Source organism: Mycolicibacter longobardus, assembly GCF_002102265.1.
GTDB lineage: Bacteria > Actinomycetota > Actinomycetes > Mycobacteriales > Mycobacteriaceae > Mycobacterium > Mycobacterium longobardum.
Genome location: NZ_LQPG01000022.1, coordinates 41,385 through 68,077, shown reverse-complemented (window position 1 = coordinate 68,077; position 26,693 = coordinate 41,385). Strand labels below are relative to the sequence as shown.

General features: G+C 68.1%; 25 protein-coding genes. 18 read left to right on the top strand and 7 right to left on the bottom strand.

Translation table 11 applies throughout. The features are described 5' to 3' along the window. Positions 1 to 194: 194 nt before the first annotated feature. On the bottom strand, positions 195 to 752 hold the full coding sequence (locus AWC16_RS12580; RefSeq protein ID WP_085265195.1) for a TetR/AcrR family transcriptional regulator: 558 nt from the start codon (positions 750 to 752) through the stop codon (positions 195 to 197). A gap of 204 nt (positions 753 to 956) precedes the next feature. Between AWC16_RS12580 and AWC16_RS12575 the strand changes: the two genes are divergently transcribed. The 3 genes from AWC16_RS12575 to AWC16_RS12565 are packed head-to-tail and all read left to right on the top strand — an operon-like array spanning position 957 to position 4,740. Continuing rightward, entirely contained in the window at positions 957 to 1,382 is a 426-nt protein-coding gene (locus AWC16_RS12575; RefSeq protein WP_085265091.1) for an MmpS family transport accessory protein, read from the top strand. Continuing rightward, complete coding sequence (locus AWC16_RS12570; protein WP_085265090.1) at positions 1,379 to 4,288, top strand: MMPL/RND family transporter; 2,910 nt, start codon at positions 1,379 to 1,381, stop codon at positions 4,286 to 4,288. The genes AWC16_RS12575 and AWC16_RS12570 overlap by 4 nt, the downstream gene beginning before the upstream one ends. Beyond that, on the top strand, positions 4,288 to 4,740 hold the full coding sequence (locus tag AWC16_RS12565; protein WP_085265089.1) for a DUF5078 domain-containing protein: 453 nt from the start codon (positions 4,288 to 4,290) through the stop codon (positions 4,738 to 4,740). Before AWC16_RS12570 ends, AWC16_RS12565 begins: the two co-directional genes overlap by 1 nt. A 3-nt stretch (positions 4,741 to 4,743) precedes the next feature. Here AWC16_RS12565 and AWC16_RS12560 read toward each other — a convergent pair whose 3' ends face one another. Beyond that, positions 4,744 to 5,304, bottom strand: a complete 561-nt coding sequence (locus tag AWC16_RS12560) for a TetR/AcrR family transcriptional regulator (RefSeq protein ID WP_085265088.1) — start codon at positions 5,302 to 5,304, stop codon at positions 4,744 to 4,746. A 111-nt stretch (positions 5,305 to 5,415) separates the two neighbouring features. Beyond that, positions 5,416 to 5,889 carry a DUF2834 domain-containing protein gene (locus tag AWC16_RS12555; protein WP_085265087.1) on the bottom strand — a complete coding sequence of 158 codons (474 nt, stop codon included), beginning with the start codon at positions 5,887 to 5,889 and terminating at the stop codon, positions 5,416 to 5,418. A gap of 80 nt (positions 5,890 to 5,969) precedes the next feature. Between AWC16_RS12555 and AWC16_RS12550 the strand changes: the two genes are divergently transcribed. After that, the gene (locus AWC16_RS12550) at positions 5,970 to 6,560 is read left to right on the top strand and encodes a TetR/AcrR family transcriptional regulator (RefSeq protein WP_085265086.1); all 591 of its coding nucleotides are present in this window, start codon (positions 5,970 to 5,972) and stop codon (positions 6,558 to 6,560) included. A gap of 68 nt (positions 6,561 to 6,628) precedes the next feature. Beyond that, a complete protein-coding gene (locus AWC16_RS12545) occupies positions 6,629 to 8,209 on the top strand; it encodes a phytoene desaturase family protein (protein WP_085265085.1) in 1,581 nt (526 codons plus the stop codon). Between the two features lie 10 nt (positions 8,210 to 8,219). Here the strand turns inward: AWC16_RS12545 and AWC16_RS12540 are convergent, their stop codons facing one another. Together AWC16_RS12540 and AWC16_RS12535 are read right to left on the bottom strand one after the other, a co-directional pair. After that, positions 8,220 to 8,549 (bottom strand): hypothetical protein, encoded by a 330-nt coding sequence (locus AWC16_RS12540; RefSeq protein ID WP_085265084.1) that lies wholly within the window; start codon positions 8,547 to 8,549, stop codon positions 8,220 to 8,222. Further along, complete coding sequence (locus AWC16_RS12535; RefSeq protein ID WP_085265083.1) at positions 8,546 to 10,105, bottom strand: Rieske 2Fe-2S domain-containing protein; 1,560 nt, start codon at positions 10,103 to 10,105, stop codon at positions 8,546 to 8,548. The genes AWC16_RS12540 and AWC16_RS12535 overlap by 4 nt, the downstream gene beginning before the upstream one ends. A gap of 82 nt (positions 10,106 to 10,187) precedes the next feature. Between AWC16_RS12535 and AWC16_RS12530 the strand changes: the two genes are divergently transcribed. Genes AWC16_RS12530 through AWC16_RS12515 form a run of 4 tightly spaced genes read left to right on the top strand, consistent with a single transcriptional unit; the run spans position 10,188 to position 13,370 of the window. Then, entirely contained in the window at positions 10,188 to 10,976 is a 789-nt protein-coding gene (locus tag AWC16_RS12530; protein WP_085265082.1) for a lysophospholipid acyltransferase family protein, read from the top strand. 8 nt (positions 10,977 to 10,984) lie between these two features. Further along, positions 10,985 to 11,740, top strand: coding sequence for a lysophospholipid acyltransferase family protein (locus AWC16_RS12525; RefSeq protein ID WP_085265081.1), 756 nt, complete (start codon positions 10,985 to 10,987; stop codon positions 11,738 to 11,740). A 2-nt stretch (positions 11,741 to 11,742) separates the two neighbouring features. Further along, complete coding sequence (locus AWC16_RS12520; protein WP_085265080.1) at positions 11,743 to 12,537, top strand: lysophospholipid acyltransferase family protein; 795 nt, start codon at positions 11,743 to 11,745, stop codon at positions 12,535 to 12,537. Beyond that, positions 12,537 to 13,370, top strand: a complete 834-nt coding sequence (locus AWC16_RS12515) for a Cof-type HAD-IIB family hydrolase (protein ID WP_085265079.1) — start codon at positions 12,537 to 12,539, stop codon at positions 13,368 to 13,370. Before AWC16_RS12520 ends, AWC16_RS12515 begins: the two co-directional genes overlap by 1 nt. An 81-nt stretch (positions 13,371 to 13,451) precedes the next feature. Here AWC16_RS12515 and AWC16_RS12510 read toward each other — a convergent pair whose 3' ends face one another. Both AWC16_RS12510 and AWC16_RS12505 read right to left on the bottom strand, forming a co-directional pair. After that, the gene (locus AWC16_RS12510; RefSeq protein WP_085265078.1) at positions 13,452 to 15,155 is read right to left on the bottom strand and encodes an N-acetylmuramoyl-L-alanine amidase; all 1,704 of its coding nucleotides are present in this window, start codon (positions 15,153 to 15,155) and stop codon (positions 13,452 to 13,454) included. A 165-nt stretch (positions 15,156 to 15,320) separates the two neighbouring features. Further along, positions 15,321 to 16,211 carry a hypothetical protein gene (locus tag AWC16_RS12505; protein ID WP_085265077.1) on the bottom strand — a complete coding sequence of 297 codons (891 nt, stop codon included), beginning with the start codon at positions 16,209 to 16,211 and terminating at the stop codon, positions 15,321 to 15,323. Between the two features lie 112 nt (positions 16,212 to 16,323). Between AWC16_RS12505 and AWC16_RS24345 the strand changes: the two genes are divergently transcribed. From AWC16_RS24345 to culp6, 9 genes are all read left to right on the top strand, one after another. Continuing rightward, positions 16,324 to 16,473, top strand: a complete 150-nt coding sequence (locus AWC16_RS24345) for a hypothetical protein (RefSeq protein WP_165759218.1) — start codon at positions 16,324 to 16,326, stop codon at positions 16,471 to 16,473. 117 nt (positions 16,474 to 16,590) lie between these two features. Continuing rightward, the gene (gene glf / locus AWC16_RS12500; protein WP_085265076.1) at positions 16,591 to 17,784 is read left to right on the top strand and encodes a UDP-galactopyranose mutase; all 1,194 of its coding nucleotides are present in this window, start codon (positions 16,591 to 16,593) and stop codon (positions 17,782 to 17,784) included. Beyond that, positions 17,781 to 19,670, top strand: coding sequence for a glycosyltransferase (locus tag AWC16_RS12495; RefSeq protein WP_085265075.1), 1,890 nt, complete (start codon positions 17,781 to 17,783; stop codon positions 19,668 to 19,670). Before glf ends, AWC16_RS12495 begins: the two co-directional genes overlap by 4 nt. Continuing rightward, positions 19,667 to 20,236, top strand: a complete 570-nt coding sequence (locus tag AWC16_RS12490; protein WP_085265074.1) for a phosphatase PAP2 family protein — start codon at positions 19,667 to 19,669, stop codon at positions 20,234 to 20,236. Before AWC16_RS12495 ends, AWC16_RS12490 begins: the two co-directional genes overlap by 4 nt. Continuing rightward, entirely contained in the window at positions 20,233 to 21,156 is a 924-nt protein-coding gene (locus tag AWC16_RS12485; protein WP_085265073.1) for a decaprenyl-phosphate phosphoribosyltransferase, read from the top strand. The genes AWC16_RS12490 and AWC16_RS12485 overlap by 4 nt, the downstream gene beginning before the upstream one ends. Next, positions 21,134 to 23,161, top strand: coding sequence for a terminal beta-(1->2)-arabinofuranosyltransferase (gene aftB / locus AWC16_RS12480; RefSeq protein ID WP_085265072.1), 2,028 nt, complete (start codon positions 21,134 to 21,136; stop codon positions 23,159 to 23,161). The genes AWC16_RS12485 and aftB overlap by 23 nt, the downstream gene beginning before the upstream one ends. A 283-nt stretch (positions 23,162 to 23,444) precedes the next feature. Continuing rightward, positions 23,445 to 24,428, top strand: a complete 984-nt coding sequence (locus tag AWC16_RS12475; RefSeq protein ID WP_085265194.1) for an esterase family protein — start codon at positions 23,445 to 23,447, stop codon at positions 24,426 to 24,428. Between the two features lie 167 nt (positions 24,429 to 24,595). Continuing rightward, positions 24,596 to 25,489 (top strand): esterase family protein, encoded by an 894-nt coding sequence (locus AWC16_RS12470; RefSeq protein ID WP_085265071.1) that lies wholly within the window; start codon positions 24,596 to 24,598, stop codon positions 25,487 to 25,489. A gap of 102 nt (positions 25,490 to 25,591) precedes the next feature. Beyond that, a complete protein-coding gene (culp6, locus tag AWC16_RS12465; protein ID WP_085265070.1) occupies positions 25,592 to 26,647 on the top strand; it encodes a carboxylesterase Culp6 in 1,056 nt (351 codons plus the stop codon). The last annotated feature ends 46 nt before the right edge of the window (positions 26,648 to 26,693 follow it).

The following is a 26,693-nucleotide window of genomic DNA, read 5'->3' as shown; positions in this document are numbered from 1 at the left end:
GCGGGCCGAAGCGCGGGCGAAGTCGCGCATCACCAACCCGACATAACGTCAGTTGTCGCTCAAAGGCGGGCAACAACCACATACGTCGTTAGGCATTTGGCTCAGGAACCGGGATTGGACGCCGAGACCCCGAGAAGGGAGCGGCAGCAAGAGCCTTCCGGTGAGTGGTCCACCACGCTTGACCCGCATGCCTGTCAGGAGGCGAAGAGCCGGCGCGAGCAGTCCAGCAGCATCCGGTGCAGCTCGTCGTTGGGGATGTCGGCAACCGTGGGATCGGCTGCCGCGCCCAGGATTCCGGGCACCAGGACCGCGATCGCGATGAGCGTGTCCGGGCCGGGATCCGGCCCCGCCAGGATGGTCTGCAGGCGTCGGGAGGCGTCCTGGAACTCCCCGACGGCCTCGATGACGCCGGCGACGGCGGGATCGGCGTGGACCAGGGCCGTGGTCCGGCGGTGGCGGACGGCCAGTTCGATGATGCCGCTGATGGTGGCCTCCCGCTGGACCTCGCGGGACGGGATCGCCTCGGCGATGCTGACCACCCGGGCGATGTCCTCGAACACCGGGCGGAATACGGCCGCGACGATGTCGTCCTTGGAGTGGAACTGGTAGTACACCGCGGACTTGTTGACGCCCAGTCGGTCGGCGATCATCTGCAGCGACGTGCCGCTCACCCCGTGCTCTGCGAACAGCCCTTGAGCGGCATCCAACACCCGATCTCGCGCGAACCCCCGCGGGGCCGCCGTCTTCGCCACCACACGCCTCCTGCTGTCCGAGCGGACCGGTCACAGACGTGGGCCACGTCGCACGATTGAACTGACCGATCACTTGATCTGACTTTACTAATCATATAACTTTGCCGTTCGTAACGCTTAACCACAGACTCGGGCAGAGACAGGGGGCTTAGCCGTGTTGAACTCACAAGTGCACCGGCTTTCGAGCACGGCGGAGTCTGCTCCATGACGGCGCTGAAGCGCGCCTGGATGCCGCTGCTCATCGTCGCGGTAGTGGCCCTGGGGGCGCTGACCGTGCTGCGGATACGCACCTACTTCGGTGGCGAGAACTCCAACCTCGTCAGCACCAAGGTCGACGACACCAAGCCGTACAACCCGAAGGTCGTCACCTATGAGGTCTTCGGTGAACCCGGCGCGACCGCCGACATCAGCTACCTCGATCTCGAGAGCAGGCCGCAGCGCGTCGACGCCGCAGCCCTGCCCTGGTCGGTGACGTTGAGCACCAACCTTTCCGCGGTGTCGCCGAACCTGTACGCGCAGGGCAAGGGCTCCACCCTGGGATGCCGCATCAGCATCGACAACGAGCTCAAAGACGAAAGAATCGCCACCGGCGCCAGCGCCCTGACCTTTTGCCTGGTGAAATCCGCATGAGCACCCGAACCGACAGTTCCCCGCACGGCGCCGAGCGCGGCCGGATCGCCAAATGGATTCGGCGCCTGGCTATTCCGATCATGCTGGCCTGGATGGGCATCATCGTCCTGGCGAACGTGACCGTCCCGCAGCTGGAGAAGGTCGCCGAGATGGCCGCGGTGCAGATGACCCCGGACGAGGCGCCGTCGATGATCGCGGTCAAACGTCAGGGTGAGGTGTTCAAGGAGTTCAGCTCCAACAGCTCGGTCATGCTGGTGCTCGAGGGCGAAGAGCCGCTGGGTGCCGACGCCCACCGCTACTACGACGAGATTCTCGCCAAACTCAAGACCGACACCACCCACGTCGAACACATCCAGGACTTCTGGGGCGATCGCCTGACCGCCGCCGGCGCCCAGAGCCCGGACGGCAGGTGCGCCTACGTGCAGATCTACACCGCCGGCAATCAGGGTGAGGCGCTGGCCAACGAGTCGGTCAAGGCGGTGCAGGAGGCTGTCGACAGCTTCACGGCGCCGCCGGGTGTCAAGGCATACGTGACCGGCGGGGCCGCGCTCTCAGCTGATCAGGACAAGGCCGGCACCCGCAGCATGCACGTCATCGAGGCGCTGACGTTCGTGGTCATCATCACCATGATGCTGATGGTCTATCGATCGATCACCACTGTGCTGCTGGCGCTGGCGATGGTGGTGACCGGGTTGATGTCGGCCCGCGGCATCGTGGCATTCCTGGGCTATCACGGGTTGATCGGGCTGTCGCCGTTCGCGACCAGCCTGTTGGTGACGCTGGCGATCGCAGCGGCCACCGACTACGCGATCTTCCTGATCGGCAGATACCAGGAAGCCCGCAGTGCCGGTGAGGACCGGGAACAGGCGTACTACACCATGTTTCGCAGTACCGCGCATGTGGTGCTGGGCTCGGGCATGACCATCGCCGGCGCCACGCTGTGCCTGCACTTCACCCGGCTGCCGTACTTCCAGTCGCTGGGCATTCCGCTGGGAATCGGGATGACGGTCGTCGTCATCACCTCGTTGACGATGGGGTCGGCCGTCATTGTGGTGGCCGGCAGGTTCGGCACACTGCTGGAACCCAAGCGCGCCGACCGAGGACGGGGTTGGCGCAAAATCGGTGCGGCCGTGAGCCGTTGGCCGGGCCCCATACTGATCGCGGCCACCGCAGTCGCGTTGGTCGGTCTGCTCGCACTGCCGGCCTACCAGCCGGGCTACAACGACCGCGCGTACATGCCGGAGTCGCTACCCGCCAACCAGGGTTTCCTGGCCTCGGACCGGCACTTCCCGTCGGCGCGGATGAACCCCGAGATGCTGATGATCGAAACCGACCACGACATCCGCAATTCCGCCGACTTCCTGGTCATCGAGCGAATTGCCAAGCGGGTCACCGGGGTACCCGGCATCTCCCGGGTCATGTCCATCACCCGGCCGCAGGGCATTCCGATGGAGCACTCCACCTTCGGCTACATGATGGGTATGCAGGCCGTAGGCCAGGAGATGACCCGCAAGTTCAACGACGACCGCACCGCGGAGATGCTGGCCCAGGCCGAGGAGATGCAGGTCAACATCGACACGATGACGAAGATGATCGAGCTCATGGAGGAGATGAACGCCACCATGGGCCGCATGGTGGGAAAGATGCACCTGATGGTCTCCGACATCGAGGAGCTGCGTGACAAGATCGCGAACTTCGATGACTTCTTCCGGCCGATGCGCAGCTACTTCTACTGGGAGCCGCACTGTTTCGACATTCCCATCTGCCACGCGCTGCGATCGGTCTTCGACGCCATGGACGGCGTCGACACTATGACCGACAACTTCAAGCAGATCGTCCCGGACATGGATGCGATGGCCGCGCAACTGCCGCAGATGCTCGCGCTGATGCCGCCGATGATCCAGATGATGAAGAACACCAAGGCCATGATGCTGACCACGTATGCCACCCAGAGTGGGCTGGCCAGGCAACAGCAGGAGGCCCAGGGCGACCCCGCCGCGATGGGCGATGCCTTCGACAAAGCCCGCAACGACGACTCCTTCTACCTGCCGCCGGAGATCTTCGACAACGCCGAGTTCCAGCGCGGCATGAAGATGTTCGTGTCTCCGGACGGCCGGGGGGTGCGGTTCATCGTCACCCACGAGGGAGATCCGCTCAGCGCCGACGGCATCGCGCACATCGACGCGATCAAACTCGCCGCCAAGGAGGCCATCAAGACCACCCCGTGGGAGGGCTCCAAGATCTACGTCGGTGGTACCGCCGCGATGTTCAAGGATATGCAGGAGGGTTCCAACTACGACCTGATGATCGCCGGCGTTGCGGCGCTGTGCCTGATCTTCATCATCATGCTGGTGATCACCCGAGCGGTGGTGGCCGCACTGGTGATCGTGGGGACCGTCGTGGTGTCGCTCGGCAGTGCCTTCGGACTGTCAGTGTTGCTGTGGCAGCACATCATCGGTCTGCCGGTGCACTGGATGGTGATGGCGATGGCGGTGATCATCCTGTTGGCGGTGGGTGCCGACTACAACCTGCTGCTGGTGTCGCGCCTGCGGGAGGAGATCCACGCCGGGCTGCACACCGGGATGATCCGGGCCATGGGCGGCAGCGGGTCGGTGGTGACGGCCGCGGGACTGGTGTTCGCCTTCACCATGATGGCGATGTCGATCAGCGAACTGCGGGTGATCGGCCAGGTCGGCACCACCATCGGGTTGGGCTTGATGCTCGACACCCTGATCATCCGCTCGTTCATGACACCGTCGATCGCAACCCTGCTCGGCAAATGGTTCTGGTGGCCGCAGGTGCCGCGTCTGCGGCCCAAGCCCGCACCCTGGCCGGCGCCGCTGCAGCGGAACCCGAGCGATGAGCTCGTCGGCTCCGGTGGCGGAGCTCATCGGGGAGGTTGGTGATGAGGCCCGCGGCGTGTGCGGTGGCAGGCGTTTCAGCGGCGATGCTCCTGGCCGGTATGGCCGCGGCGGGCACCGCCTCAGCGGATGCGACGGAGAACTTCCCGATTCCCAACCGGATGCTGCACACCAGCTGCACCGCTGAGCAGATCATGGCGGCCGCCCGCGATGTCGCACCGGTTTACTACGAGCGGTACATGATCGACTACAACAACAAATCCCCGCAGCTCCACCGGGCGGTGCAGGACCGGATCCACTGGTTCTACGCGATGGATTACCCGGGCCGACGCGCCTACTCCGAAAACCTGGCCACCAACGCCTTTTACGAGAACCTCGCTTTCGCGTGGCCGAACTGGTCGAAGCTGTTCTTCAACAACCACGGGGTCGCTGCCCGGACCACCGACGTGTGCGAGCAGTACCCCGCCGAGGACATGGGCGTGTGGACCTGGGGCTGATCCTCAGGTCAGCGGCTCCATCACCCGGCGTGCGGTGGCCAGCAGGATCTTGTGCAGCTCCTCGTCGGCGATGTCCTCGAGCTCCGGATCGGCTGCGGCGGTGAAGGTGCCCGCCATCAGCGCCGTGGTGATGACGCGGGTGGTCGCGTCCGGTTCGGGGCCATGCAGGATCGCCGCCGCGTCATCGCCGAGGGCCATGAAATCCTCACGCGACCGCACGGCGTGTTCCACGGCTCGGTCGTAGAACAGGAACGTGAGACGGCGGTAGCGCACGGCGAGTTCGACCACGCCGCTGACCATCACGTCACGCTTGCCCTGCTGGGTGGGCATGGCCTGGGCGATCTTGATGACCCGGACGATGTCGTCGAACATCGGTTCCACCAAGGCGATCACGATGTCGTCCCTGGACCGGAATTGGTAGTAGACGGCCGGTTTGCTGACGCCCAGCCGGTCGGCGATCATCTGCATCGACGTGCCGCCCACGCTGTGCTCCACGAACAGGGCCAATGCCGCCTGCAGCACCCGCTCGCGTGCGGATCCGCGCGGCGCCACCGGCTTGGCCACGACATTCCTCCCGTCGTCGCGATCAGCCTATCTCGCAGCGTCGGGAGGCAGTCCGGCTATGACCCCACTACGACCCCACTACGACCCCACTACGACCCCGCCACGACCCCGCTACGACGAAGCCTTGGCGTGCCGTCGCTGACGTTCCATGGTGGCGAAGTAGAACGCGTAGGCGAACGCGCAACTGGTGAACAAGCTCGACACGAAGTAGAGCCAGGGGTGCCGCAGCCCGCGCCGGTAGCCGTCCACGATGGTGAACAGCGGCAGCAGAATGACATTGATGATGGTGTAGTCCTGGCTGGCCGAACCGGCAGCCGGATTGGTGTACATCAGCTGGATGTACTGCGTCCAACTGCCGGGCCCCCAGATCGGGTTGTGGTTGGGGCCCTGCGCGTACTCGTTCACGAAGCGGATGTTGAAGTACCAGCCCAGCACGATCGAGCCGATGCCGATCACGTAGTAGACGATCTCCAGGGGTGAGAACAGCCCGCCCCCAGACGGTTTCGCGAAGACCGCGCGGTTGGAGGTCACGATCCAGCCGATTGTCGCCAGGCCCAGCACCGCGTGCACGATGAGCGAGATCATGCGCTCAGTGTCATCACGGCCCATGGTTTTGTCAATATTGTCATTCTCGGTGAATGCGGTGCTGGGGTACGTTTAGCCGCATGCCGCCCCGAGCGCCGCAGACCGCGCGCAGCGAACGCACCCGTGAAGCGTTGCGCCAGGCCGCGCTGGTCCGGTTTCTCGCTCAAGGCGTCGAGGACACCTCCGCCGAGCAGATCGCCGCCGACGCCGGCGTCTCGCTGCGGACGTTCTACCGGCACTTCAACTCCAAGCACGACCTGTTGTTCGCCGACTACGACGCCGGGCTGCAGTGGTTTCGCAGCGCGCTGGCCGCCCGCCCGCCGGACGAACCGATGGCCGAGGCGGTTCAGGCCGCCATCTTCGCGTTTCCCTACGACGTCGAGGCGGTGACCCGCATCGCCGCGCTGCGCGCCGAGGAGCTCGATCCGGAGCGGATCGTGCGCCACATCCGGCAGGTGGAGACCGATTTCGCCGACGCGGTGGCCGAGCGGCTGCGGGCCGCTGGACCGCCCCATGAATGCGGTGACCCGCTCCGAATCGCGGTGACGGCACGCTGTATCGCGGCGGCGGTGTTCGCCGCGATGGAGGTCTGGATGTTGGGCGCCGACCGCTCGTTGGCCGAGCTGGCCCGGATGTGCCATACCGCGCTGGACTCGCTCCGGAACCTCTAGTTACGTCATTATTGACAAAACTATCCACGCGTGCCAGCGTTCCCGGAAAGCGGGGAAGGGCGGGGTCCATGACCGACTGCAAGACCGATTACGACGCGATCGTCATAGGCGCCGGGCACAACGGGCTGGCGGCGGCGCTCATCCTGCAGCGCGCCGGACTGCGCACGCTGTGCCTGGAGAGCGGACGCTACGCCGGTGGGATGGCCTCCACGGTGGAGCTCTTCGACGGCTACCGGTTTGAGATCGCCGGTTCGGTGCAGTTCCCGACGTCGGCCGTGGTCAGCGCGGAACTGGGGTTGGACGGCCTGGACAGCATCGATCTCGAGGTCATGTCGGTGGCGATGCGCGGCGTCGGCGATGACCCGCTGATCCAATACACCGACCCGATGAGGCTGTTCACCCACCTGTCGGAGGTGCACGGCGCCGAGGCGGTCAACGGCATGGCCGGGCTGCTGGCCTGGAGTCAGGCCCCCACCCGGGCCTTGGGGCGCTTCGAGGCCGGCCGGCCGCCGAAGACGCTCGACGAGATGTATGCCTGCGCCACAAACGAGTTCGAGCGATCCGCCGTCGACGACATGCTCTTCGGTTCGGTCACCGACGTGTTGGACCGCTACCTGCCGGATCCGGAGAAGCACGCGGCACTGCGCGGCTCGTTCACCGTGCTGGCCGTCAACACGCTCTATCGCGGACCGGCGACCCCCGGCAGCGCCGCGGCGCTGGCCTACGGCCTCGGTGTGCCGGATGAGAACACTGTGCTGATGAAGAAGTTGCGCGGCGGGATCGGTGCGCTCACCGGGCATCTGTGCGACACGTTCACCGGGCTGGGCGGGCAGCTGCGGTTGCGCGCCAAGGTCACCGAGATCCTCGTCGACAGTGCCGGCTCCAAAGGCCGGGTGGCCGGGGTGCGCACCGAATCCGGCGACACCGTGACCGCACCGGTGGTGGTGTCCGCCGTCGCCCCCGACATCACGGTCACCCAGCTGATCGACGCGTCCGCCGTGCCCGAGGATGTCCGGGCACGTTACGCGCGCACCGACCACCGGGGCAGCTATCTGCAGATGCATTTCGCGCTGGATGAGGCCCCGGTGTTCGCTACGCCCTACGAGGCGCTCAATGACCCCGCCATGCAGGCCTCGTTGGGCATCTTCTGTACTCCCGAGGAGGTGCAGCAGCAGTGGGAGGACGCGCGCCGCGGCATCGTGCCGTCCGACCCGACCGTCGTGCTGCAGATCCCGTCGCTGCACGACCCGGATCTGGCGCCGGCCGGGAAGCACGCCGCGTCGGCGTTCGCGTTGTGGTTCCCGATCGAGGGGGACGGGAACTACGGCGAGATGAAGGTGGAGATGGGCCAGCGGGTGATCGACAAAATCACCCGGCTGGCACCGAATTTCGAGCGCAGCATCACTCGGCACACCACCTTCACCCCGCGTCATATGGGCACCATGTTCGGCGCGCCGGGCGGCGACTACTGCCACGGTCTGCTCAACTCGGATCAGATCGGCCCCAACCGGCCCGGCCCCCGGGGCTTCCTCGGGCAGCCGCTACCGGTCGAGGGACTGTATCTGGGAAGTGCGGGTTGTCATGGCGGGCCGGGGATCACCTTCATTCCCGGCTACAACGCCGCCCATCAGGTGCTGGCCGACCGCTGAGCTCAGGACACTAGCCCGCCAGCAGCTCGTCGAGCAGTGCCCGGAACCTGTCCGGATCCGCCGGGGTGAACGCTGGCCGCGGCCACGGTGAGCCCTGCAGCTCCAGGGTGAACAGGGTGCTGCGCACCGGCCGCTTGACGTCCAGCGGCAGCCAGCGCCGCAGGTCCGAGCTGCCCCAGATCCGGAACCGGTGAGTCAGCATGCCCAGCGGCTCGGCGTGGTAGCCGCGGATCGCCGACAGCGGGATCACCTTCGACGTGCCGGACGGAAAATGGTAGCGGCGCAATGTGATCGCCTGGCTGTCCAGGGCCACCCGGCCGTCGTCGTAGCAGTCGGTCACAGCTTCTCGCAGCGCAACTCGTGGCCCCTGGCGGTCAGGCAGCGGCCGGTGCCCAGGTCCCACTGCCAGCCGTGCTGATTGCAGGTCAGGGTGTCGCCCTCGACCACCCCGAACTTCGACAGGTCGGCCTTCATGTGCGGACAGCGCCGCTGAATCTGCCAGTCGCCCAGCGTGATCATCGCGGAGTCGTCGTGACTTTCACCGAACCAGCCTTCGGCGTAGACGATCCGGTCCTCGGTGAGGCATTTGAAGAACGTGTAGAGGTACTCGTTGTAACCGCCGACTCGCCACGCCCTGAACCGGGTGGACAGGAAGATGGTGTTGACCCAGTCCGGTTCTTTGTCGCGCAGCACGGTGCGCACCAGCTCGGGCGGAATACCGAAGCCGTAGCGGAACTTCTCGCCCGGGATCGGCTCGCGCACCATGCGTTTGGGGAAGTCCAGCACAACGGTCTCGGTGTGACCCGGCCCGTCGAGCACCAGCTCGACCGGATAGCCGATGCCGTCGCAGATCTCGTTGCTGCGGGCCATGATCGGCTCGAACAGCTCCCGTAGCGGCTCCAGCATCGCCGGCCCGGCCGCCGGCGCCCAGGACGCCTTCTCGGCCGTCAGCACCGGGGCCATCCGTTCGGCGTAGGCGGCGATGTAGTCCGCCTTGCCGGTGGTGAAGATCGCCTCCACGTCCTCGTCCGGCAGCGGGTGGGTCAGCGAATCCAGTTGCGGCCCGGTGAAACCGGCCGTCGTTCCGGGGATCATCAGCAGCCCGCCGTGGTGTCCGTTGCGACGCAACTGGTCTAGGAACACCATCTCGTCGGGGAAGATGTTGGCCGGATCGCCGTGGTCGTCGTTGAGGAAACGCAGTTCGGGATCCAGGAAACACGGCGGGCCGGCCGACGGCACCACCCAGGTCGCGCCGACGTGGGCGACGTACTGGCGGGCGCGGTCCATCTGCCGCTGGCGTTTCTGGGTGCCGAACGCCTCCTTGGCCCGCTCCGGCATGTCGTAGACCATCGGGTACCAGATCGCCCCGGAGTACTGCAGCAGGTGCACATCGATCGTGTCGAAGGCCGCCAGCACGTCCAGGTCGATCGGGCGCGAGTCGTTCATATTGAAAACGGTGGTCTGCCCGTCGCAGACGACCAGCCCCGAGTCGCCGATCGGGCCGTCGGCGGGGGCGCGCAGCGCGATGATCATCACGTCCAGGTCGCCCTTGGGGCCGCGCACGGTGTGCCGCACCGAGTCGGTGGTCTCGAAGAACCGGTGGAAACCCAGCGTCTCCAACTCCCGGCGCAGGTCGGGCACCGGGTAGTCGGGCAACAGCACCACCGCGTCCTTGTTGACGTGGGCCGCCAGGTGCTGGGGGTCGAAGTGATCGTGGTGCAGATGCGAGATGTAGAGGTAGTCGCAGTCGCCGAGGGCGTCCCAGTCCAGGGTGGAATTGTCCGGGAAGGGAAACCAGGACGCGAAGTACGCCGGGTTGACCCACGGGTCGCACAGGATGCTGCCCGCGGCGGTTTCGATCCGGAAGCCGGCGTGCCCGACGCTGGTGACCTGCACTTGTACCTTCTCCCGACGCTCTAGAGACTCCACCCGAGCTTAGCGGCGGCATGGGCGGCGTCATCGCCTAGGCTTGGACGCTGTGGAGCTTTGGTACGGAAGTGTCGCTACCGCTGCGCGCACGCTGTGGCGTTATGAGGGCTTGAAGATCAACGTCACCGGCGCGGAGAACCTGCCCCCTGCCGGCGGTGCGGTGATCGCGATCAACCACACCGGCTATCTCGACTTCGCGTTCGCCGGCCTGGCCGCCTACCTGGGCAAGCCGCGGCGCCGGATCCGTTTCATGGTCAAGCAGGAGATGTTCGACAACCGGTTCACCGGCCCGATCATGCGCGGCTGCCGGCACATCGGAGTGGACCGCAGCCAGGGCGCGGACGCCTATGCCTCCGCGGTCGAATACCTTCAGGCCGGCGAACTGGTCGGCGTTTACCCGGAGGCGACCATCAGCCGCAGCTTCGAACTGCGGGAGTTCAAGAGCGGCGCCGCCCGGATGGCGGTAGAGGCGCAGGTGCCGATCATCCCGCACATCGTGTGGGGCGCCCAACGGATCTGGACCAAGGACCACCCCAAGCAGCTGGGTCGCACGAAGATCCCGATCTCGGTGGCGATCGGCGAACCGATACCGCCGAGCCTGCCGGTCGAGGACCTGCGAGCGCTGCTGCAGACCCGCATGCTGCACCTGCTCGAGCAGGTGCAGGACGCCTACCCGGAGCATCCGGCCGGGGCGTTCTGGGTGCCGCACCGGCTGGGCGGCGGTGCCCCCACGCCCGCTGAGGCAGCGCAGCTCGACGCCGCCGAACTGGCGCGCAAGGCCCAGGAGCGCGCCGCCCGCGAGCAGCAGCCGCCGAGCCCGACGGGCACCGCGGAGTAGAGGCTGGCATGCAGCCGGTTTTCCGGGCGCTGGAACTCGCAGCGATGAGCGCGGTGAAGATCACCGGCGCTGCGATCGACTACGTCGGCCTGGAACACATCCCAGCCACCGGCGGCGCGGTGATAGCGATCAACCACACCGGCTACGTGGACTTCCTGCCCGCGGGGCTGGCGGCCTACCGCCGGGGACGTCGGATGCGGTTCATGATCAAAGAAGAGATGCAGCAGGTGCGGGTGGTGAATTTCCTGATCAACCACACCGGCACCATTCCGGTGGACCGCGGGGCCGGGGCCGGCGCCTACCGAAATGCGGTGGACGCACTGCGCTCCGGTGAGGTGGTGGGCGTCTACCCGGAGGCCACCATCAGCCGCAGCTTCGAGCTCAAGGAGTTCAAGTCCGGGGCCGCCCGGATGGCGCTGGAGGCGCAGGTGCCGATCGTTCCGCTGATCGTCTGGGGCGCCCACCGGCTGTGGACCAAGGATCACCCGAGGGCGCGGTTGATCCGCAGCGGAATTCCGATCACCGTGATGGCGGGCGAGCCGCTGGCCCCGTCGGGTGACGCTGCGACGCTCACCGCGCGCCTGCGTGCACAGATGGAGCCGATGCTGGCCCGGGTGCAGCAGGACTACCCGCATCCCGCCGGCGAGTACTGGGTGCCGCGAAGACTCGGCGGCGGCGCGCCCACCCCGAAAGCGGCTAGGGTTTTGGATGAGCGCGAATTGGCGGAACGCAGGCGTATACGCGCGGAGCGCACGGAGCACTGAGCATGGCTGAACCCTTTTTCCGAGCGTTGGAGATCGTGGTCCCGCGGCTGGTGAAGTTCAACGGGCCGCACGTGACCATCGACGGCCTGGCGAACATTCCGGAACGCGGCGGGGCGGTGCTGACCTTCAACCACACCGGTTACCTGGACTGGTATCCGGGATCGGTCGCCGCGCTGCGACGGCGGCGCCGGCTGCGGTTCATGATCAAGGTCGAGATGACCGAGGTACCGGTGGTCAACTACGTGATCAAGCACATCAAGCTGATCCCGGTCGACCGCTCCGCGGGGGCCGGTGCCTACGATGTGGCGGTGCAGCGGCTGGCCGACGGTGAGCTGGTCGGGCTGCATCCGGAGGCCACCATCAGCCGCAGCTTCGAGCTGACGGACTTCAAGACCGGTGCCGCGCGGATGGCCCACACCGCCGGGGTCCCGCTCATCCCGGTCATCGTCTGGGGTATCCACCGGGTCTGGACAAAGGATCACCCGAAGCAGCTGTGGCGCAACAATATTCCGGTGCTGACGAAGATCGGCCGACCGATGGCCGCATCCGCCGACATCGAGGCGACCACCGCTGAGCTGCACAACACCATGGCCGCGATGCTCGAGGAGGCGCAACTGGAGTATCCGCACCCCGCCGGGGCGCACTGGGTGCCGCGCCGGCTCGGCGGCAGCGCACCCACCCCGGCCGAAGCGCAGCAACTGCGTGAAGCCGAGCTGGCCGAACGCGATCGCAGACGACTGGAGCGGGCCGACGGCGGCCGGCGTCGGCGGGTGCTGCCCGGGCGGAGCCCCCATTGATGGCACTGCCGCAGCACCGGATCCCCGCGCTGATCGCCAGCGATGTCGACGGCACCCTGCTCGACGACAGCGAGAACATCACCGATCGGACCCGGGCCGCGGTGCATGCGGCCATTGACGCTGGCTCCGGGTTTGTTTTGGCGACCGGGCGCCCGCCACGCTGGATTCGCCCCGTGGTCGACGCGCTCGGGTTCGCCCCCATGGCGGTGTGCGCCAACGGGGCGGTGCTCTACGACCCGGCCACCGACCGGGTGATCTCGGCGCGCACGCTCTCGGCCGACACCCTGGTCAAGCTGGCCGAGGTCGTCGGCCGCGTCATCCCGGGCGCGGGTCTGGCGGTCGAGCGCATCGGCGAGAGCGCACACGACGCGGCCACCCCCCAGTTCGTCAGCTCACCGGGCTACGAGCACGCCTGGCTCAACCCGGACAACACCGAGGTCTCCCTGGCCGACCTGCTGTCCCAGCCGGCGATCAAGCTGTTGATCCGCAAGGCGGGGGCGACCAGCGCCGACATGGCCGCGCAGTTGACGCCCCACATCGGAACCGCCGCGGAGATGACCTATTCCACCAACAACGGACTCATCGAGGTGGTGCCCGCGGGCATCACCAAGGCCAGCGGTCTCGAGGAGGTGATCGCGCCGTTGGGGATCGGCGTCGAAGAGGTGGTGGCGTTCGGGGATATGCCCAATGACCTGCCGATGCTGGTGCGTGCCGGGCACGGCGTGGCGATGGGCAACGCGCACCCCGAGGTGCTGGCCGCCGCCGCGGAGATCACCGCACCCAACACCGACGACGGCCTGGCGCGGGTGCTGGAGCGGATTTTTCTGCGTTGACTCTGCGCTGACGGCGGGGGTCACTCGAACTTTCCCGCCCTGCGCGCAGAGTCAATGGGCTAGGCGACTGCGCAATGGGCGCTAACCGACCGCGAACGGATCGACCACCCGCGAGAAGCGCTCCAATTGCACCGGCGGGCCGTCCGGCGGCGGCGGGGGCAGCGCTTCGGCGCGGCCGTCGACGACCCGGAAGACGGTGGCGCTGGCCCGGTTGTAGTTCAGGGTGCCGTGCTGGAAGTTCTGGCCCACCCATTCGGGCTCGGCCAGCTCGGCGCTGGTGGGCAGTCCGAGCATGCCGCGCTCGTAGCCCAGCGACGCCCAGGCGTCGTAGATCGCCCCGGTGATCGGCTGCGCTCCGGTGTCCGGGGACCAGTACACCGCGCCGTGCTCGAAGGTGGCGTAGCGCGCAAGTCCCTCGGCGACCGCCTCCGGAGAGGTCGGCGCCCCCAGCACGCCCTCCGCGCCGCCGAGCTCCAGCCAGCGGGTGTGGATGGCACCGCCCTCCATCGACCGGGCGAGGTCTTCGGGGCCGGGTGGTTCGCCGAACCGGGCGGCGATCTCCCGGATCTCGTTGAGCGCCACGTATCCCTGGTCGCCGGGGCACTCGGTCTCGTCGACGTCGCGGTGGCCGATGATCGAGGGCAGCGTCAGCGCAGCGCCGCGCGGGAAGTGTGTGAAAGAGCCGCCGGCGGAGGTCAGCTGGGCGATGCCGCGCGGGTCGGTGCGGTCCAGCCCCAACCGCCAGCCCAGCAACCGGCCGACGGTCTCGAGCTGAACCGGCGGTGGAGGCGCGTCGTCGAAGGTGCCGATCATCGACACCCCCCAGGTGTGGCTGTTGAATCCGCCGGCGTGGCTGCCCATGATGCCCTTGGTGACGCCGCCGGCCCGGCCCTCGAAGACCTGGCCGTACTTGTCCACCAGCGCGTTGTAGCCGATGTCGCACCAGCCCAGGGTGCGGGTGTGGTAGGCGTAGATGGCGCGGATGATGTCCGCGGAATCCTCGGGGGAGTAGTCGTTGGAGCCCGCGGTGTGGTGCACCACCGCGGCGTGCACCGGGCCGCTCTCCACGGGTTTGCCGCACCGGCCGTAGGCGCCGGCGCCCCAGCGGCTGCGCGGGATGATGTTGGGCGGTTGGCCCGGGGCCAGCACCGCGTTCGGCGGCGACCACTGTGCGTCGACCGGAGCTTTCGGGGGCGTGATCAGCACCGCGGAGACGTTCTGGGCGAAGGGTTGCGCCGCGGTGGCCGGCACATAGCCGAGGTCGGGCTTGGGTGGGGCCTTCTTCGGGTTCGGCTCCGGTTTGGCCGATCCTTTGGACTTGGGTTTGCCCTTTGCCACAGGGGCCTTGGGATCGGTGCGGGTCACCGCGATCTGCACGGCCGTGGTCCGGCCGACGAACACCGGTTCGGTGCCGTCCGGTCCGGGAGCGGGCGCATCCGCGGGCCGGGGTCCCGGCGCCTCCTGCTTGACCTCGTGCGCGGTGGCGTACCACGGACCCCACGTCCCATCGGCGCGCTTGGCGCGGATCCGTGCCGAGGTGCCGGTCAGGTCCGCGCCGGTGAGCGCGACCATGGTGAACGGCTCGTCCTGGGTGATCTCGCGGATGGTGACACCCGGCTCCAGATCCGGTAGCGGCTGCTGGTTCAGTTTGGTCGCAGCGGCGCTGGGGGGAGCGTCAGCCGATCTGAATCCCGACCCGGAGTCCAGTGCCCACGGCAGGATCAGCACCGTCGCGACGGTAGCCGTCAGCTTGATCGTCGGCGGGGGACGACGACGAGTTGGCACGTGCTGATGTTACGTATGTGTCATGTGTTGTTGGTGATGCGACACGCGACTACTGGTGCAGGCGCATTGTTAACGGCACCGCAGAGTCCCTGGTGCCCGCCGGGTGCGGGCTGACTCTGCGGTGCCGTTGGGCAACAAGCTCCGTTGTGCTGTTACTAGATCTTGTTACGGGGCCGGCACCGGCGGCGGGGCCGCGGCGACGGCCGGCCCGGCACCCTGCGCGGCCTGCGCGATGGACGGGATCACCACACCCTTGAGCAGGTCGATGGCCTGCCCGGCGCCGAGTTGGTTGGCGGCGCTCATCAGGTCGCTGACGACCCCGCCGCTACCGCCGCTCTCCGGCATACCCAGCGAGGGGTCGCCGAGGATCGGGTAGGTGCCGTCAAGGCCGGGGTCCAGGCCCACCGGAGAGGTGATCGGCAGACCGTCGGACCCGAGCAGGCCGGTGTCCGGGCTGGTCAATCCGGGGCTGGTCAATCCCGGGCTGGTCAGCGACGGATTGGTCAGCGACGAGTCGGTCAGACCCGGCGTGGTCAGTCCGGGTGTCGTCAGTCCCGGTGTGCCCAGCGACGGCGTGGTCAGCCCCGGCGAGGTCAGGCCCGACGTGGTCGACACCCCCGGCGTGCCCAGCGGAGGCGTGGACAGTGACGGCGTGGTCAGCGACGGGTCGGTGAGCCCCGGCGAGGTCAACCCCGGCGAGGTCAGCCCCGGGGACAGCTCCGGCGAGGTCAGGCCGGGGGTGAGGCCCGGCGAGGTCAGGCCGGGGTACGTCCCGGGCGTGGCGGGGTACGCCCCGGGCATGGTGCCCGTGCCGCCGAGGCTGCCCGGCATCGGGGGAAGGTTCACCCCGAACTGGGAAAGGCCCTGGGTCAGCGCGCTGATCAGCTCACCGGGCAGGTCGGCCACCGAGGCGGCGGCGACGAACTCGCGGTGCTGCGGGGCGCTGTTGTGGGCCGTCAGCTCGGACACGGCAATGACTGCAAACGGACTCGCGACCGCTAGGGCGGCGACTGCGCTCATAGTGGTCGAGAGCCTGCGTCGACGTCGGTTCGGCACGGAAGTCTCCTCAATATGTTTTGCCGTCCGGCCCCGGCTTCCCGGGGTCTTCAGGCGCTTACTGCACTTACATCGGGCCCTGCTTCGGCCTTACGTGATCGACGGTACGCGTGTGACTCGTGTGAAAAGAGTGACGAGATCGAATCGTGAGGAAACCGCGACCAACCCTTCTTTCGGCGGTTGGGGCATCGGTCGCGCCGAGATCGCACTGACGCAGCCGATCGGCGCGTTTTCGCTGCTTGGCCGCGATCTCGCGGCGTGAACGGCGGCCAGAGGCCGACAGGCAGAGGGGCGGCGGCGCGGCCAGGGGCAGGGTGCACGCCGGGGTGGCGGGGCGCCGACGATGCTCGTGGCCGCTGGTCGGATACCCTAGGCGCCGATGACCGCTCGTTTTGACCTCTTCGTCGTGGGTTCCGGATTCTTCGGCCTGACCATCGCTGAGCGCGTAGCCACGCAGCTCGGCAAGCGTGTCCTCGTGCTCGAGAAGCGCCCGCACATCGGCGGCAACGCCTACTCGGAGGCCGAACCGCAGACCGGCATCGAGGTCCACAAGTACGGCGCGCACCTGTTCCATACCTCTAATAAGAGGGTCTGGGACTACGTGCGGCAGTTCACCGAGTTCACCGGCTACCAGCACCGGGTGTTCGCCATGCACGACGGGCAGGCCTATCAGTTCCCGATGGGGCTGGGTCTGGTGTCGCAGTTCTTCGGCCGCTACTTCAGCCCCGACGAAGCCCGCGCGCTGATCGCCGAGCAGGCCGCCGAGATCGCGACCGCCGATGCGCAGAACCTCGAGGAGAAGGCGATCAGCCTGATCGGCCGACCGCTCTATGAGGCGTTCGTCAAGGACTACACCGCCAAGCAGTGGCAGACCGATCCCAAGGAACTCCCGGCCGCCAACATCACCCGGCTGCCGGTGCGCTACACGTTCGACAACCGCTATTTCAACGACACCTACGAGGGCCTGCCGGTCGACGGCTACACCGCTTGGCTGGAGAACATGGCGGCCGACGAGCGCATCGAGGTCCGCCTCGACACCGACTGGTTCGACGTCCGCGACGAACTCCGGGCGGCCAGCCCGGACGCGCCGGTCGTCTACACCGGACCGCTGGACCGATACTTCGACTATGCCGAGGGCAAGCTGGGTTGGCGCACCCTGGACTTCGAGCTCGAGGTGCTCGACACCGGAGACTTCCAGGGCACTCCGGTGATGAACTACAACGACGCCGACGTGCCGTACACCCGCATCCACGAGTTCCGGCACTTCCACCCGGAACGGTCCTACCCGACCGACAAAACGGTGATCATGCGGGAGTACTCGCGCTTCGCCGACGACGCCGACGAGCCCTACTATCCGATCAACACCGAGGCGGACCGGGCGGTGCTGGCGTCCTACCGGGCGCGCGCCAAGGCCGAGATGGATGCGGCGAAGGTGCTCTTCGGTGGGCGGCTGGGCACCTACCAATATCTGGACATGCACATGGCCATCGCCAGTGCGTTGAACATGTACGACAACATCCTGGCGCCGCACCTACTCGACGGGGTGCCGCTGGGGGAGGGCAGTAAGGCATGACCGACAGTTCGCGTGCGGTGAGCCGGCTTTCGCGGATCATCCTGCCGCGCCAGGGCGAGCCGCTGGATGTGCGCAAGCTCTACATCGAAGAGTCCGAGACCAACAACCGGCGAGCGCACCCGCTCACCCGCACCAGCCTGGAGATCGGCGAGGAGTCGGAGGTGTCGTTCGCGACATACTTCAACGCCTTCCCGGCCTCCTACTGGCGGCGCTGGTCGACGGTCGAGTCGGTGGTGCTGCACCTGGAACTGACCGGGTCCGGGCGGGTGGACGTCTACCGCTCCAAGGCCACCGGAGCGCGGATCGCGGTGGACGGCAAGCCGTTCACCTCCGTCGATGACAAGCCTGCTGTGATCGAGTTCGAGGTGGGTCTGCAACCGTTCGAGGACGGCGGCTGGATCTGGTTCGACATCACCACCGACACCGCGGTCACGCTGCACGGCGGCGGTTGGTACGCCCCCACCGAGGCACCCGGGCGAGCCGACATCGCCGTCGGCATCCCGACCTTCAACCGGCCCGACGACTGTGTCAACGCACTGCTGGCCCTGACCTCCGACCCCGAGGTCGACAAGGTGATCAGCGCGGTGATCGTCCCCGACCAGGGCACCCGCAAGGTCCGTGACCATCCCGGCTTCGCGGAGGCGGCCGCCGGTCTGGGTGAGCGGCTCTCGATCCACAACCAGCCCAACCTCGGCGGCTCCGGCGGCTACAGCCGGGTGATGTATGAGGCGCTGAAGAACACCGGCTGCGAACAGATCCTGTTCATGGACGACGACATCCGCATCGAGCCGGACTCGATCCTGCGGGCGCTGGCGCTGAACCGATTCGCCAAGACCCCCACCCTGGTGGGCGGGCACATGCTCAACCTGCAGGAGCCGTCGCACCTGCACATCATGGGCGAGGTGGTCGACTCGAGCGTCTTCATGTGGACCAACGCCCCGCACACCGAGTACGACCACAACTTCGCCACCGACTCGCTGGCCGAGAGCCCCGACCTGCACCGGCGCATCGACGTCGACTTCAACGGCTGGTGGATGTGCATGATCCCGCGGGCGGTCGCCGAGGAGATCGGCCAGCCGGTGCCGTCGTTCATCAAGTGGGACGACGCCGAGTACGGGCTGCGGGCCGGTGAGCACGGCTACCCGACTGTCACCCTGCCGGGCGCGGCGATCTGGCATATGGCCTGGAGCGACAAGGACGACGCGATCGACTGGCAGGCCTACTTCCACCTGCGGAACCGGCTGATGGTGGCGGCCCTGCACTGGGACGGCAACATCGCCGGGCTGATCCGCAGCCACCTCAAGGCAACCCTGAAACACCTTGCCTGCCTGGAGTATTCGACGGTGGCGGTGCAGAACAAGGCGCTGGACGACTTCATGGCCGGCCCCGAGCACATCTTCTCGATCCTGGAGTCGGCGCTGCCGGACATCCACGCGCTGCGCAAGAACTACCCCGACGCGGTGGTGCTGCCGGCGGCCAGCGAGCTGCCCGCCCCGTCGCAGCGTCGCAAGCCGATGCGACCACCGGTGCAGCCGCTGTCCATCGGCTACCGGCTGGCTCGCGGCATCCTGCACAACCTCAAGGGCACCGAGCCCGAGCATCATCGCCGCCCGCAGCTCAACGTGCCCACCCAGGACGCCCGGTGGTTCCTGCTGTGCACCCAGGACGGCGTCACCGTCACCACCGCCGACGGACGCGGTGTGGTCTACCGGCAGCGGGACCGGGACAAGATGTTCTCGTTGCTGCGCGAGTCGCTGCGCCGCCAGTACCAGCTGGCGCGCCGGTTCGACGCCCTGCGCCGGACCTACCGCCGGGCGCTGCCCACGCTGGCGAGCAAACAGCAGTGGGAGACGGTGTTGCTGCCCGACAGTGCCAAGTCGGCATGACCGAATTCAGCGGCGCCCAAGACCGCATCGACCCCGACGCGGTACCTCCGCACGGCGAGGACGCCGTGCTGGTCGCCGTGCAGTCGGCATTCACCGGCCGGCCCGGCGTGCTGCCGGCCGCGCGGGCCCTGTCGCACTTCGGCGAACACAGCCTGGGTTGGCTGGCGGTGGCGGCGCTGGGCGCGCTGGCCCAGCCCCAGCGGCGCCGGTCTTGGCTGGTGGCCGGCGCCGGCACCCTGGCCGCGCACGCCGCCGCGGTCGTCATCAAGCGCATCGTGCGCCGGAAACGCCCGCACCACCCGGCGATCGCGATCAACGTCGGCACTCCGAGCGCACTGAGCTTCCCCTCGGCGCACGCCACCTCCACCGCGGCGGCGGCCATCCTGCTGGGCCGGGCGGCCGGGCTTCCGGCACGGGCGCTGCCGGCGGTCCTGGTGCCGCCGATGGCGCTGTCGCGCATGGTGCTCGGCGTGCACTATCCCAGCGATGTCGCCGCCGGCGTGCTGGTCGGAGCCGTCGTCGCCGCGGCCGCGACCCGCCTGGACAACTCTGGAGACTCGGCATGAGCGCAGAAACGCACGATCGAACGCAGGAGATCGGCCCGCCGGCGAACCTGCTGGCTGGAATCGTCAAGGCGATTCGGCCCCGCCAGTGGGTGAAGAACGTGCTGGTGCTGGCGGCGCCGCTGGCCGCACTCGGCGGCGGCGTCCACTATGACTACGCCGACCTGGCGCGCAAGTCGCTGATCGCCTTCGTGGTGTTCTGCCTGGCCGCATCGGCGGTGTACCTGGTCAACGATGCCCAGGATGTGGAAGCCGACCGGGCTCACCCCACCAAACGGTTCCGGCCGATCGCCGCCGGAGTGGTGCCGGTGGGGTTCGCCTACGCCCTGGCGGCGCTGCTGTCGGCGGCGTCGCTGGGCATCTCCTGGTGGCTGACCCCGAATCTGGCTCTGGTGATGGCGATCTACCTCGCCATTCAGCTGGCTTACTGTTTCGGCCTCAAACATCAAGCGGTGCTGGACATCTGCATCGTTTCGTCGGGCTTCCTGATCCGGGCTATCGCCGGCGGGGTGGCCGCCAGCATCCCGCTGTCGCAGTGGTTCCTGCTGGTCATGGCGTTCGGATCACTGTTCATGGCGGCCGGCAAGCGCTACGCCGAACTCCAGATCGCCGAGCAGACCGGCGCCAAGATCCGCAGATCGCTGGAGAACTACACCAGCACCTACCTGCGGTTCGTCTGGACGATGTCGGCGACTGCGGCGGTGGTCTGCTACAGCCTGTACGCGTTCGAGCGCGACAGCGGATCGGGTTCGTGGTTCGCGGTGACGATCATCCCGATCGTCATCGGAGTGCTGCGTTACGCGGTCGACGTGGACGGCGGGATGGCCGGTGAAGCCGAGGACATCCTGCGGCGTGACCGGGTGCTGCAGCTGATGGCACTGGCCTGGATCGGAACCATCGGTGCGGCCGTCGCCTTCGGCTAGCTCGGCCTGGGGGGCCGGGATCGGCAGAGCGCCGGACCGTCGGGTCCGGCCGCTGGGCTGGCCCGCGGTCGCCTACAGCCCCTCGGTGCGGCTGAGTTCGTGGGCCGGGGTGGCGGCGGTGACGCTGCTGTTCGGTGTCGGCGCGTGGCGGCGGCGCTGGATCTCCGACGACGGCCTGATCGTGCTGCGCACCGTGCGCAACCTGCTGGCCGGTAACGGGCCGGTGTTCAACGCCGGGGAACGGGTGGAGGCCAACACCTCCACCGCGTGGACCTATTTGATGTACGTCGGCAGCTGGCTGGGCGGGCCGGTGCGCATGGAGTATGTGGCGCTGGTGTTCGCGCTGGTGCTCAGTCTGGCCGGGGTGGCGATGCTGATGCTGGGCGCCACCCGGCTCTACGCGCCGGGCCTGCAGGGCCGGCGGGCGCTGCTGCTGCCGGCCGGGGCGCTGGTCTACATCGCGCTGCCCCCCGCCCGGGACTTCGCCACCTCCGGTCTGGAGGCCGGCCTGGTGCTGGCCTACCTGGGCCTGCTGTGGTGGATGCTGGTCTGCTGGGCGCAGGCACTGCGGATGCCGCGATCCCGGGCCCGCGGAGCCCTTTTCACGGCGTGCCTGGCTTTCGTGGCCGGCGCCAGCGTGCTGATCCGCCCCGAACTGGCGCTGATCGGTGGCGGCGCGCTGATCATGCTGCTGATCGCGGCGCCGCGGGAATGGCGGCCGCGGGCGCTGATCCTGGTGGCCGGCGGCGCGCTGCCGGTGGCCTACCAGATCTTCCGGATGGGCTACTACGGCCTGCTGGTACCGGGGACCGCGCTGGCCAAGGACGCGGCCGGCGACAAGTGGTCGCAGGGAATGATCTACCTGGCGAACTTCAACGCCCCCTACGCGCTGTGGGTGCCCGGTGTGCTGCTGTCGGCGCTGGGCGCGGCGCTGTGGGTGGGCGCCGCGGTCCGTCACCGGCCCCGCCGTCCGGTGCCGCACGGTGTCGGCGCCTGGGCCCGGCTGGTGCAGAGCCCGGGCGCGGTGGTCTGTTTCTTTGTGGTCAGCGGACTGCTGCAGGCGGCCTACTGGGTGCGCCAGGGCGGCGACTTCATGCACGGCCGGGTGCTGCTGGCACCGCTGTTCTGCATGCTGGCCCCGGTGGCGGTCATTCCGGTGCTGCTGCCCGACGGTGCGCGCTATCACCGGGAGGCCGGCTATCCGCTCAGCGGCGCCGTCGGGTTGCTGTGGCTGGCGGTGGCCGGCTGGGCGCTGTGGGCAGCCAACTCGCCCGGAATGGGTGACGACGCCACCCGCGTGACCTACTCCGGGATCGTCGACGAGCGCCGCTTCTATTCACAGGCGGTCGGAAACGCGCATCCGCTGACCGCCGCGGACTATCTCGGCTATCCGCGAATGCGTGCCGTGCTGACCACCATCGCGGCGACCCCGGACGGGGCGCTGCTGCTGCCGTCGGGCAACTACGACCAGTGGGACGTGGTCCCGGTCATCCTGCCGCCGCCCCCGGGCATCGGCGTCCCGACCGATCCCGCTCCGGGCACACCGGGGCCCCATACCGTCTTCTTCACCAACCTGGGCATGCTGGGCATGAACACCGGCCTCGACGTCCGACTGCTCGACCAGATCGGGCTGGCCAACCCGATCGCCGCGCACACGGAACGGCTGCAGCACGGCCGGATCGGCCACGACAAGGACCTGTTCCGGGACTTCGTGGTGGCCGACGGCCCGTGGGTCAAGTGGTACCCGCTGATCCCGGGCTATCTGGACCAGGACTGGATCGCCCAGGCCGAGGCCGCCTTGCGCTGCCCCGACACCGCGGCGGTGCTGGGCTCGGTGCGCGCTCCGATGGGCCCGCGACGGTTCCTGTCCAACGTGCTGCACTCGCCGAAGTTCACCCGGTACCGGATCGAGCGGGTTCCGCGCGACGAGCTGATCCGCTGCGGGCTGGCCGTGCCCGAGCCGACCCGCCCGCCCTACACGGGTATGCCGCCAGACGTCCCGTGACGGCTTTGGCTCGACTGGGAAGAAAAATGTGACGGACGTCATGCCCCGGCCGCCGCAGCTACCGGCCGCGTCGGGTCTCACCGGCTGGAATGCGGGCGTGAGCGCAGCGCGGCGAGTGTCCCAAAATCCGGTGACGGGCGGGTTCGCAGGCTGGGCGACAGAACCCCGAGCTTCTCGATGCCGGACGTCTTGTGATTGACTACACCGGCACTGACGCGTCCATGCGCGCAGATCGGGTCCGACTCGGGCCACCTATGAGCTACGGCAACGAATACGAATGAGGATGCCAAGGATGAAGTTGCTTGACAGGTTGATGGTCGCCGCCAGCGGCGCGGCCCTGTTGACGGGACTGGTCGGTGTCGTCGGTACCGCAGAGGCCAATGCCTTCTCCCGGCCGGGTCTGCCGGTCGAGTACCTGCAAGTGCCCTCGGCGGGCATGGGTCGTGACATCAAGGTCCAGTTCCAGCCGGGCGGTTCCGGTTCGCCGGGCCTGTACCTGCTGGACGGCATGCGGGCCCAGGACGACTTCAACGGCTGGGACATCAACACCCCGGCGTTCGAGTGGTACCTCAACTCGGGCATCTCGGTGATCATGCCGGTCGGTGGCCAGTCCAGCTTCTACAGCGACTGGTACAAGCCGGCCTGCGGCAAGGCGGGTTGCTCCACCTACAAGTGGGAGACCTTCCTCACCAGCGAGCTGCCGGCCTACCTGGCCTCGGAGTACGGCGTGAGCCAGTCCAGCAACGCGGCGGTCGGCCTGTCGATGGCCGGCTCCTCGGCCATGACGCTGGCCATCTACCACCCCAACCAGTTCACCTACGCCGGTTCGCTGTCGGGTTACCTCAACCCGTCCACCGGTAAGGGCTGGATCGGGCTGTCGATGGGCGACGCGGGCGGCTACAAGAAGAACGACATGTGGGGCGACGACAGCGACCCGGCGTGGCTGCGCAACGACCCGACGGTCAACGTCGACAAGCTGGTGGCCAACAACACCCGCCTGTGGGTGTTCTGCGGCAACGGCAAGGCCAACGAGCTGGGCGGCGACAACATCCCGGCCGTCTTCCTGGAGCAGAACTTCATGATCGGCGCGAACAAGAAGTTCCAGGAGCTCTACACCGCGGCCGGCGGCAACAACGCCGTCTTCCACTTCCCGGAGTACGGCACCCACTCGTGGGAGTACTGGGGCCAGCAGCTGCAGGCGATGAAGCCTGACCTGCAGGCGCACCTGGGCGCTTCGCCGTCGAGCGGCGAGAGCACCGCGGGCTAGTAGCCCGGCGTAGAAACGCTATGCCGACGGCGGCGACCTCAGGGTCGCCGCCGTCGGTCATTTCCTGCCCTGCCCGCGAGCGCTGTGTGATTGACTACCTTGCGTGGTCGGGGCGCGCGACCAGCGGGTGGGATCACCACAAATCTGTGCCGACGAGCGAGGTGGATATGAGCGGACTGTCGAAGCTGCTGCGGACGCTATGCGTGGCCGTGCTGATGCTGGGGATGTGGAGTGGTGGCACGACGGTCGCCTCCACCGCGCACGCGGCACAGTTCGAGAACCTGATGGTGCCGTCGCCGTCGATGGGCCGTGACATCCCGGTGGCGTTCCTCAACCAGGGACCGCACGCCGTGTACCTGCTGGACGCCTTCGACGCCCACCCCGACGTGAGCAACTGGGTGACCGCGGGCAACGCCATGAACACCTTGGCCGGCAAGGGCGTCTCGGTGGTGGCGCCGGCCGGTGGGGCCTACAGCATGTACACCAACTGGGAGCAGGACGGCAGCAAGCAGTGGGACACCTTCCTGTCGTCCGAGCTGCCGGACTGGCTGGCCGCCAACCGGGGCCTGGCGCCGGGCGGTCACGCCGTGGTCGGTGCCGCCCAGGGCGGCTACGGGGCGCTGGCGCTGGCCACCTTCCACCCGGACCGGTTCGGCTTCGCCGGCTCGATGTCGGGCTTCCTCGGCCCGTCCAACACCACCGAGAGCGGTGTCATCAGCGCCGGCCTGGAGAACTTCGGCGGGGTGGACCCGTACGGCATGTGGGGCGCGCCCCAGCTGGGCCGCTGGAAGTGGCACGACCCGACCGTGCACGCCACCCTGCTGGCGCAGAACAACACCCGGGTGTGGATCTACAACCCGATGGGCGGCGCCTCCAACCCGGCCGCGATGATCGGCGACCCGTCCGAGGCGACCGGCAGCGGGCGGTACTTCAACATGCAGTACCGCCAGGTGCGCGGCAAGAACGGGCATTTCGACTTCTCGGCCGGGGACAACGGCTGGGGCTCGTGGTCCTCGCAGTTGGGGGCGATGGTCGGCGAGATCGTCGGCGCGATCCGTTAATTTGGCGTTGACTCTGCGCTCACGGCGGGAAAGTTCGAGTAGGGGCCGCCGTGGGCGCAGAGTCAATGGCCGAGGCCGCCGATCTGTACCGTGATAGGCAATATGGCCAAGAATGCACGGAAAACCCCACGCAAGTCCCCACGCAAGTCGCCGCGTGACCGTCGCCGCGTCCTCGCCTGGATCGCAGCCGGCTCGATGGCCTTGGTGGTGGCGCTGGTAGCCGTGGCGCTGGTGATCTGGATCCGCCGCCCGGACACACCGCCGATCGCCGAACAGCCCTCCGGGGGCGTCCCGCCGACCAGCTCGGTGCCGCCGCGGATCAAGAAGCCCCGCCCGGCCTATCAGGACGCCAGCTGCCCGGACGTGCAACTGGTGTCGGTGCCCGGCACCTGGGAGACGTCGCCCACCGATGACCCGCTGAACCCCACGCAGTTCCCGATAGCGCTGCTGCTCACGGTCACCCGCCCGATCGCCGAGCAGTTCGACGCGTCCCGCGTGCAGACCTACACCGTGCCCTACACCGCGCAGTTCCATAACCCGCTGTCGGCCGACAAGCAGATGAGCTACAACGACAGCCGGGCCGAGGGGACCCGCGCCACGGTCAAGGCGATGACGGAGATGAACGACAGGTGCCCGCTGACCAGTTACGTGCTGGTCGGCTTCTCGCAGGGCGCGGTGATCGCCGGTGACGTCGCCAGCGACATCGGCAACGGGCGCGGCCCGGTCGACGAGGACCTGGTGCTGGGGGTGACGCTGATCGCCGACGGCCGCCGCCAGGTCGGACCGGGCAGCGGTGTAGACGTGCCGCCGACCCCGCCGGGCCAGGGTGCCGAGGTGACCCTGCACGAGCTGCCGATCCTGTCCGGGATGGGACTGACCATGACCGGCGCCCGCGAGGGCGGTTTCGGCGATCTGGACCAGCGCACCAACGAGATCTGCGCACGCGGGGACCTGATCTGCGCCGCTCCGCGCGAGGCGTTCAGCGTGGGCAGGCTGCCGGCTACCCTGGAGACGCTGGCCGGGGGTGCCGGTCAGCCGGTGCATGCGATGTACGCCACCGTCGACTTCTGGAACCACGACGGCCAGTCCGCCACGCAGTGGACGCTGAACTGGGCCCGCGACCTCGTCGACAACGCGCCGCATCCGCCACACGGCTGAAGCCGCCGCGGGAACCCCGAGACCGGCGTCACACGCGGTACCGTTT

What these genes read in the sequence shown, in the direction of transcription:
- AWC16_RS12555 (WP_085265087.1), bottom strand. Translation starts at nt 5,889, where the DNA reads ATGATCTCGCTCATCGTGCACGCGGTGCTGGGCCTGGCGACAATCGGC.
- AWC16_RS12470 (WP_085265071.1), top strand. Translation starts at nt 24,596, where the DNA reads ATGAGCGGACTGTCGAAGCTGCTGCGGACGCTATGCGTGGCCGTGCTG.
- glf (WP_085265076.1), top strand. Translation starts at nt 16,591, where the DNA reads ATGACCGCTCGTTTTGACCTCTTCGTCGTGGGTTCCGGATTCTTCGGC.
- AWC16_RS12565 (WP_085265089.1), top strand. Translation starts at nt 4,288, where the DNA reads ATGAGGCCCGCGGCGTGTGCGGTGGCAGGCGTTTCAGCGGCGATGCTC.
- AWC16_RS12495 (WP_085265075.1), top strand. Translation starts at nt 17,781, where the DNA reads ATGACCGACAGTTCGCGTGCGGTGAGCCGGCTTTCGCGGATCATCCTG.
- AWC16_RS12570 (WP_085265090.1), top strand. Translation starts at nt 1,379, where the DNA reads ATGAGCACCCGAACCGACAGTTCCCCGCACGGCGCCGAGCGCGGCCGG.
- AWC16_RS12575 (WP_085265091.1), top strand. Translation starts at nt 957, where the DNA reads ATGACGGCGCTGAAGCGCGCCTGGATGCCGCTGCTCATCGTCGCGGTA.
- AWC16_RS12545 (WP_085265085.1), top strand. Translation starts at nt 6,629, where the DNA reads ATGACCGACTGCAAGACCGATTACGACGCGATCGTCATAGGCGCCGGG.
- AWC16_RS12525 (WP_085265081.1), top strand. Translation starts at nt 10,985, where the DNA reads ATGCAGCCGGTTTTCCGGGCGCTGGAACTCGCAGCGATGAGCGCGGTG.
- AWC16_RS12520 (WP_085265080.1), top strand. Translation starts at nt 11,743, where the DNA reads ATGGCTGAACCCTTTTTCCGAGCGTTGGAGATCGTGGTCCCGCGGCTG.
- AWC16_RS12550 (WP_085265086.1), top strand. Translation starts at nt 5,970, where the DNA reads ATGCCGCCCCGAGCGCCGCAGACCGCGCGCAGCGAACGCACCCGTGAA.
- AWC16_RS12490 (WP_085265074.1), top strand. Translation starts at nt 19,667, where the DNA reads ATGACCGAATTCAGCGGCGCCCAAGACCGCATCGACCCCGACGCGGTA.
- AWC16_RS12475 (WP_085265194.1), top strand. Translation starts at nt 23,445, where the DNA reads ATGCCAAGGATGAAGTTGCTTGACAGGTTGATGGTCGCCGCCAGCGGC.
- AWC16_RS12485 (WP_085265073.1), top strand. Translation starts at nt 20,233, where the DNA reads ATGAGCGCAGAAACGCACGATCGAACGCAGGAGATCGGCCCGCCGGCG.
- culp6 (WP_085265070.1), top strand. Translation starts at nt 25,592, where the DNA reads ATGGCCAAGAATGCACGGAAAACCCCACGCAAGTCCCCACGCAAGTCG.
- AWC16_RS12515 (WP_085265079.1), top strand. Translation starts at nt 12,537, where the DNA reads ATGGCACTGCCGCAGCACCGGATCCCCGCGCTGATCGCCAGCGATGTC.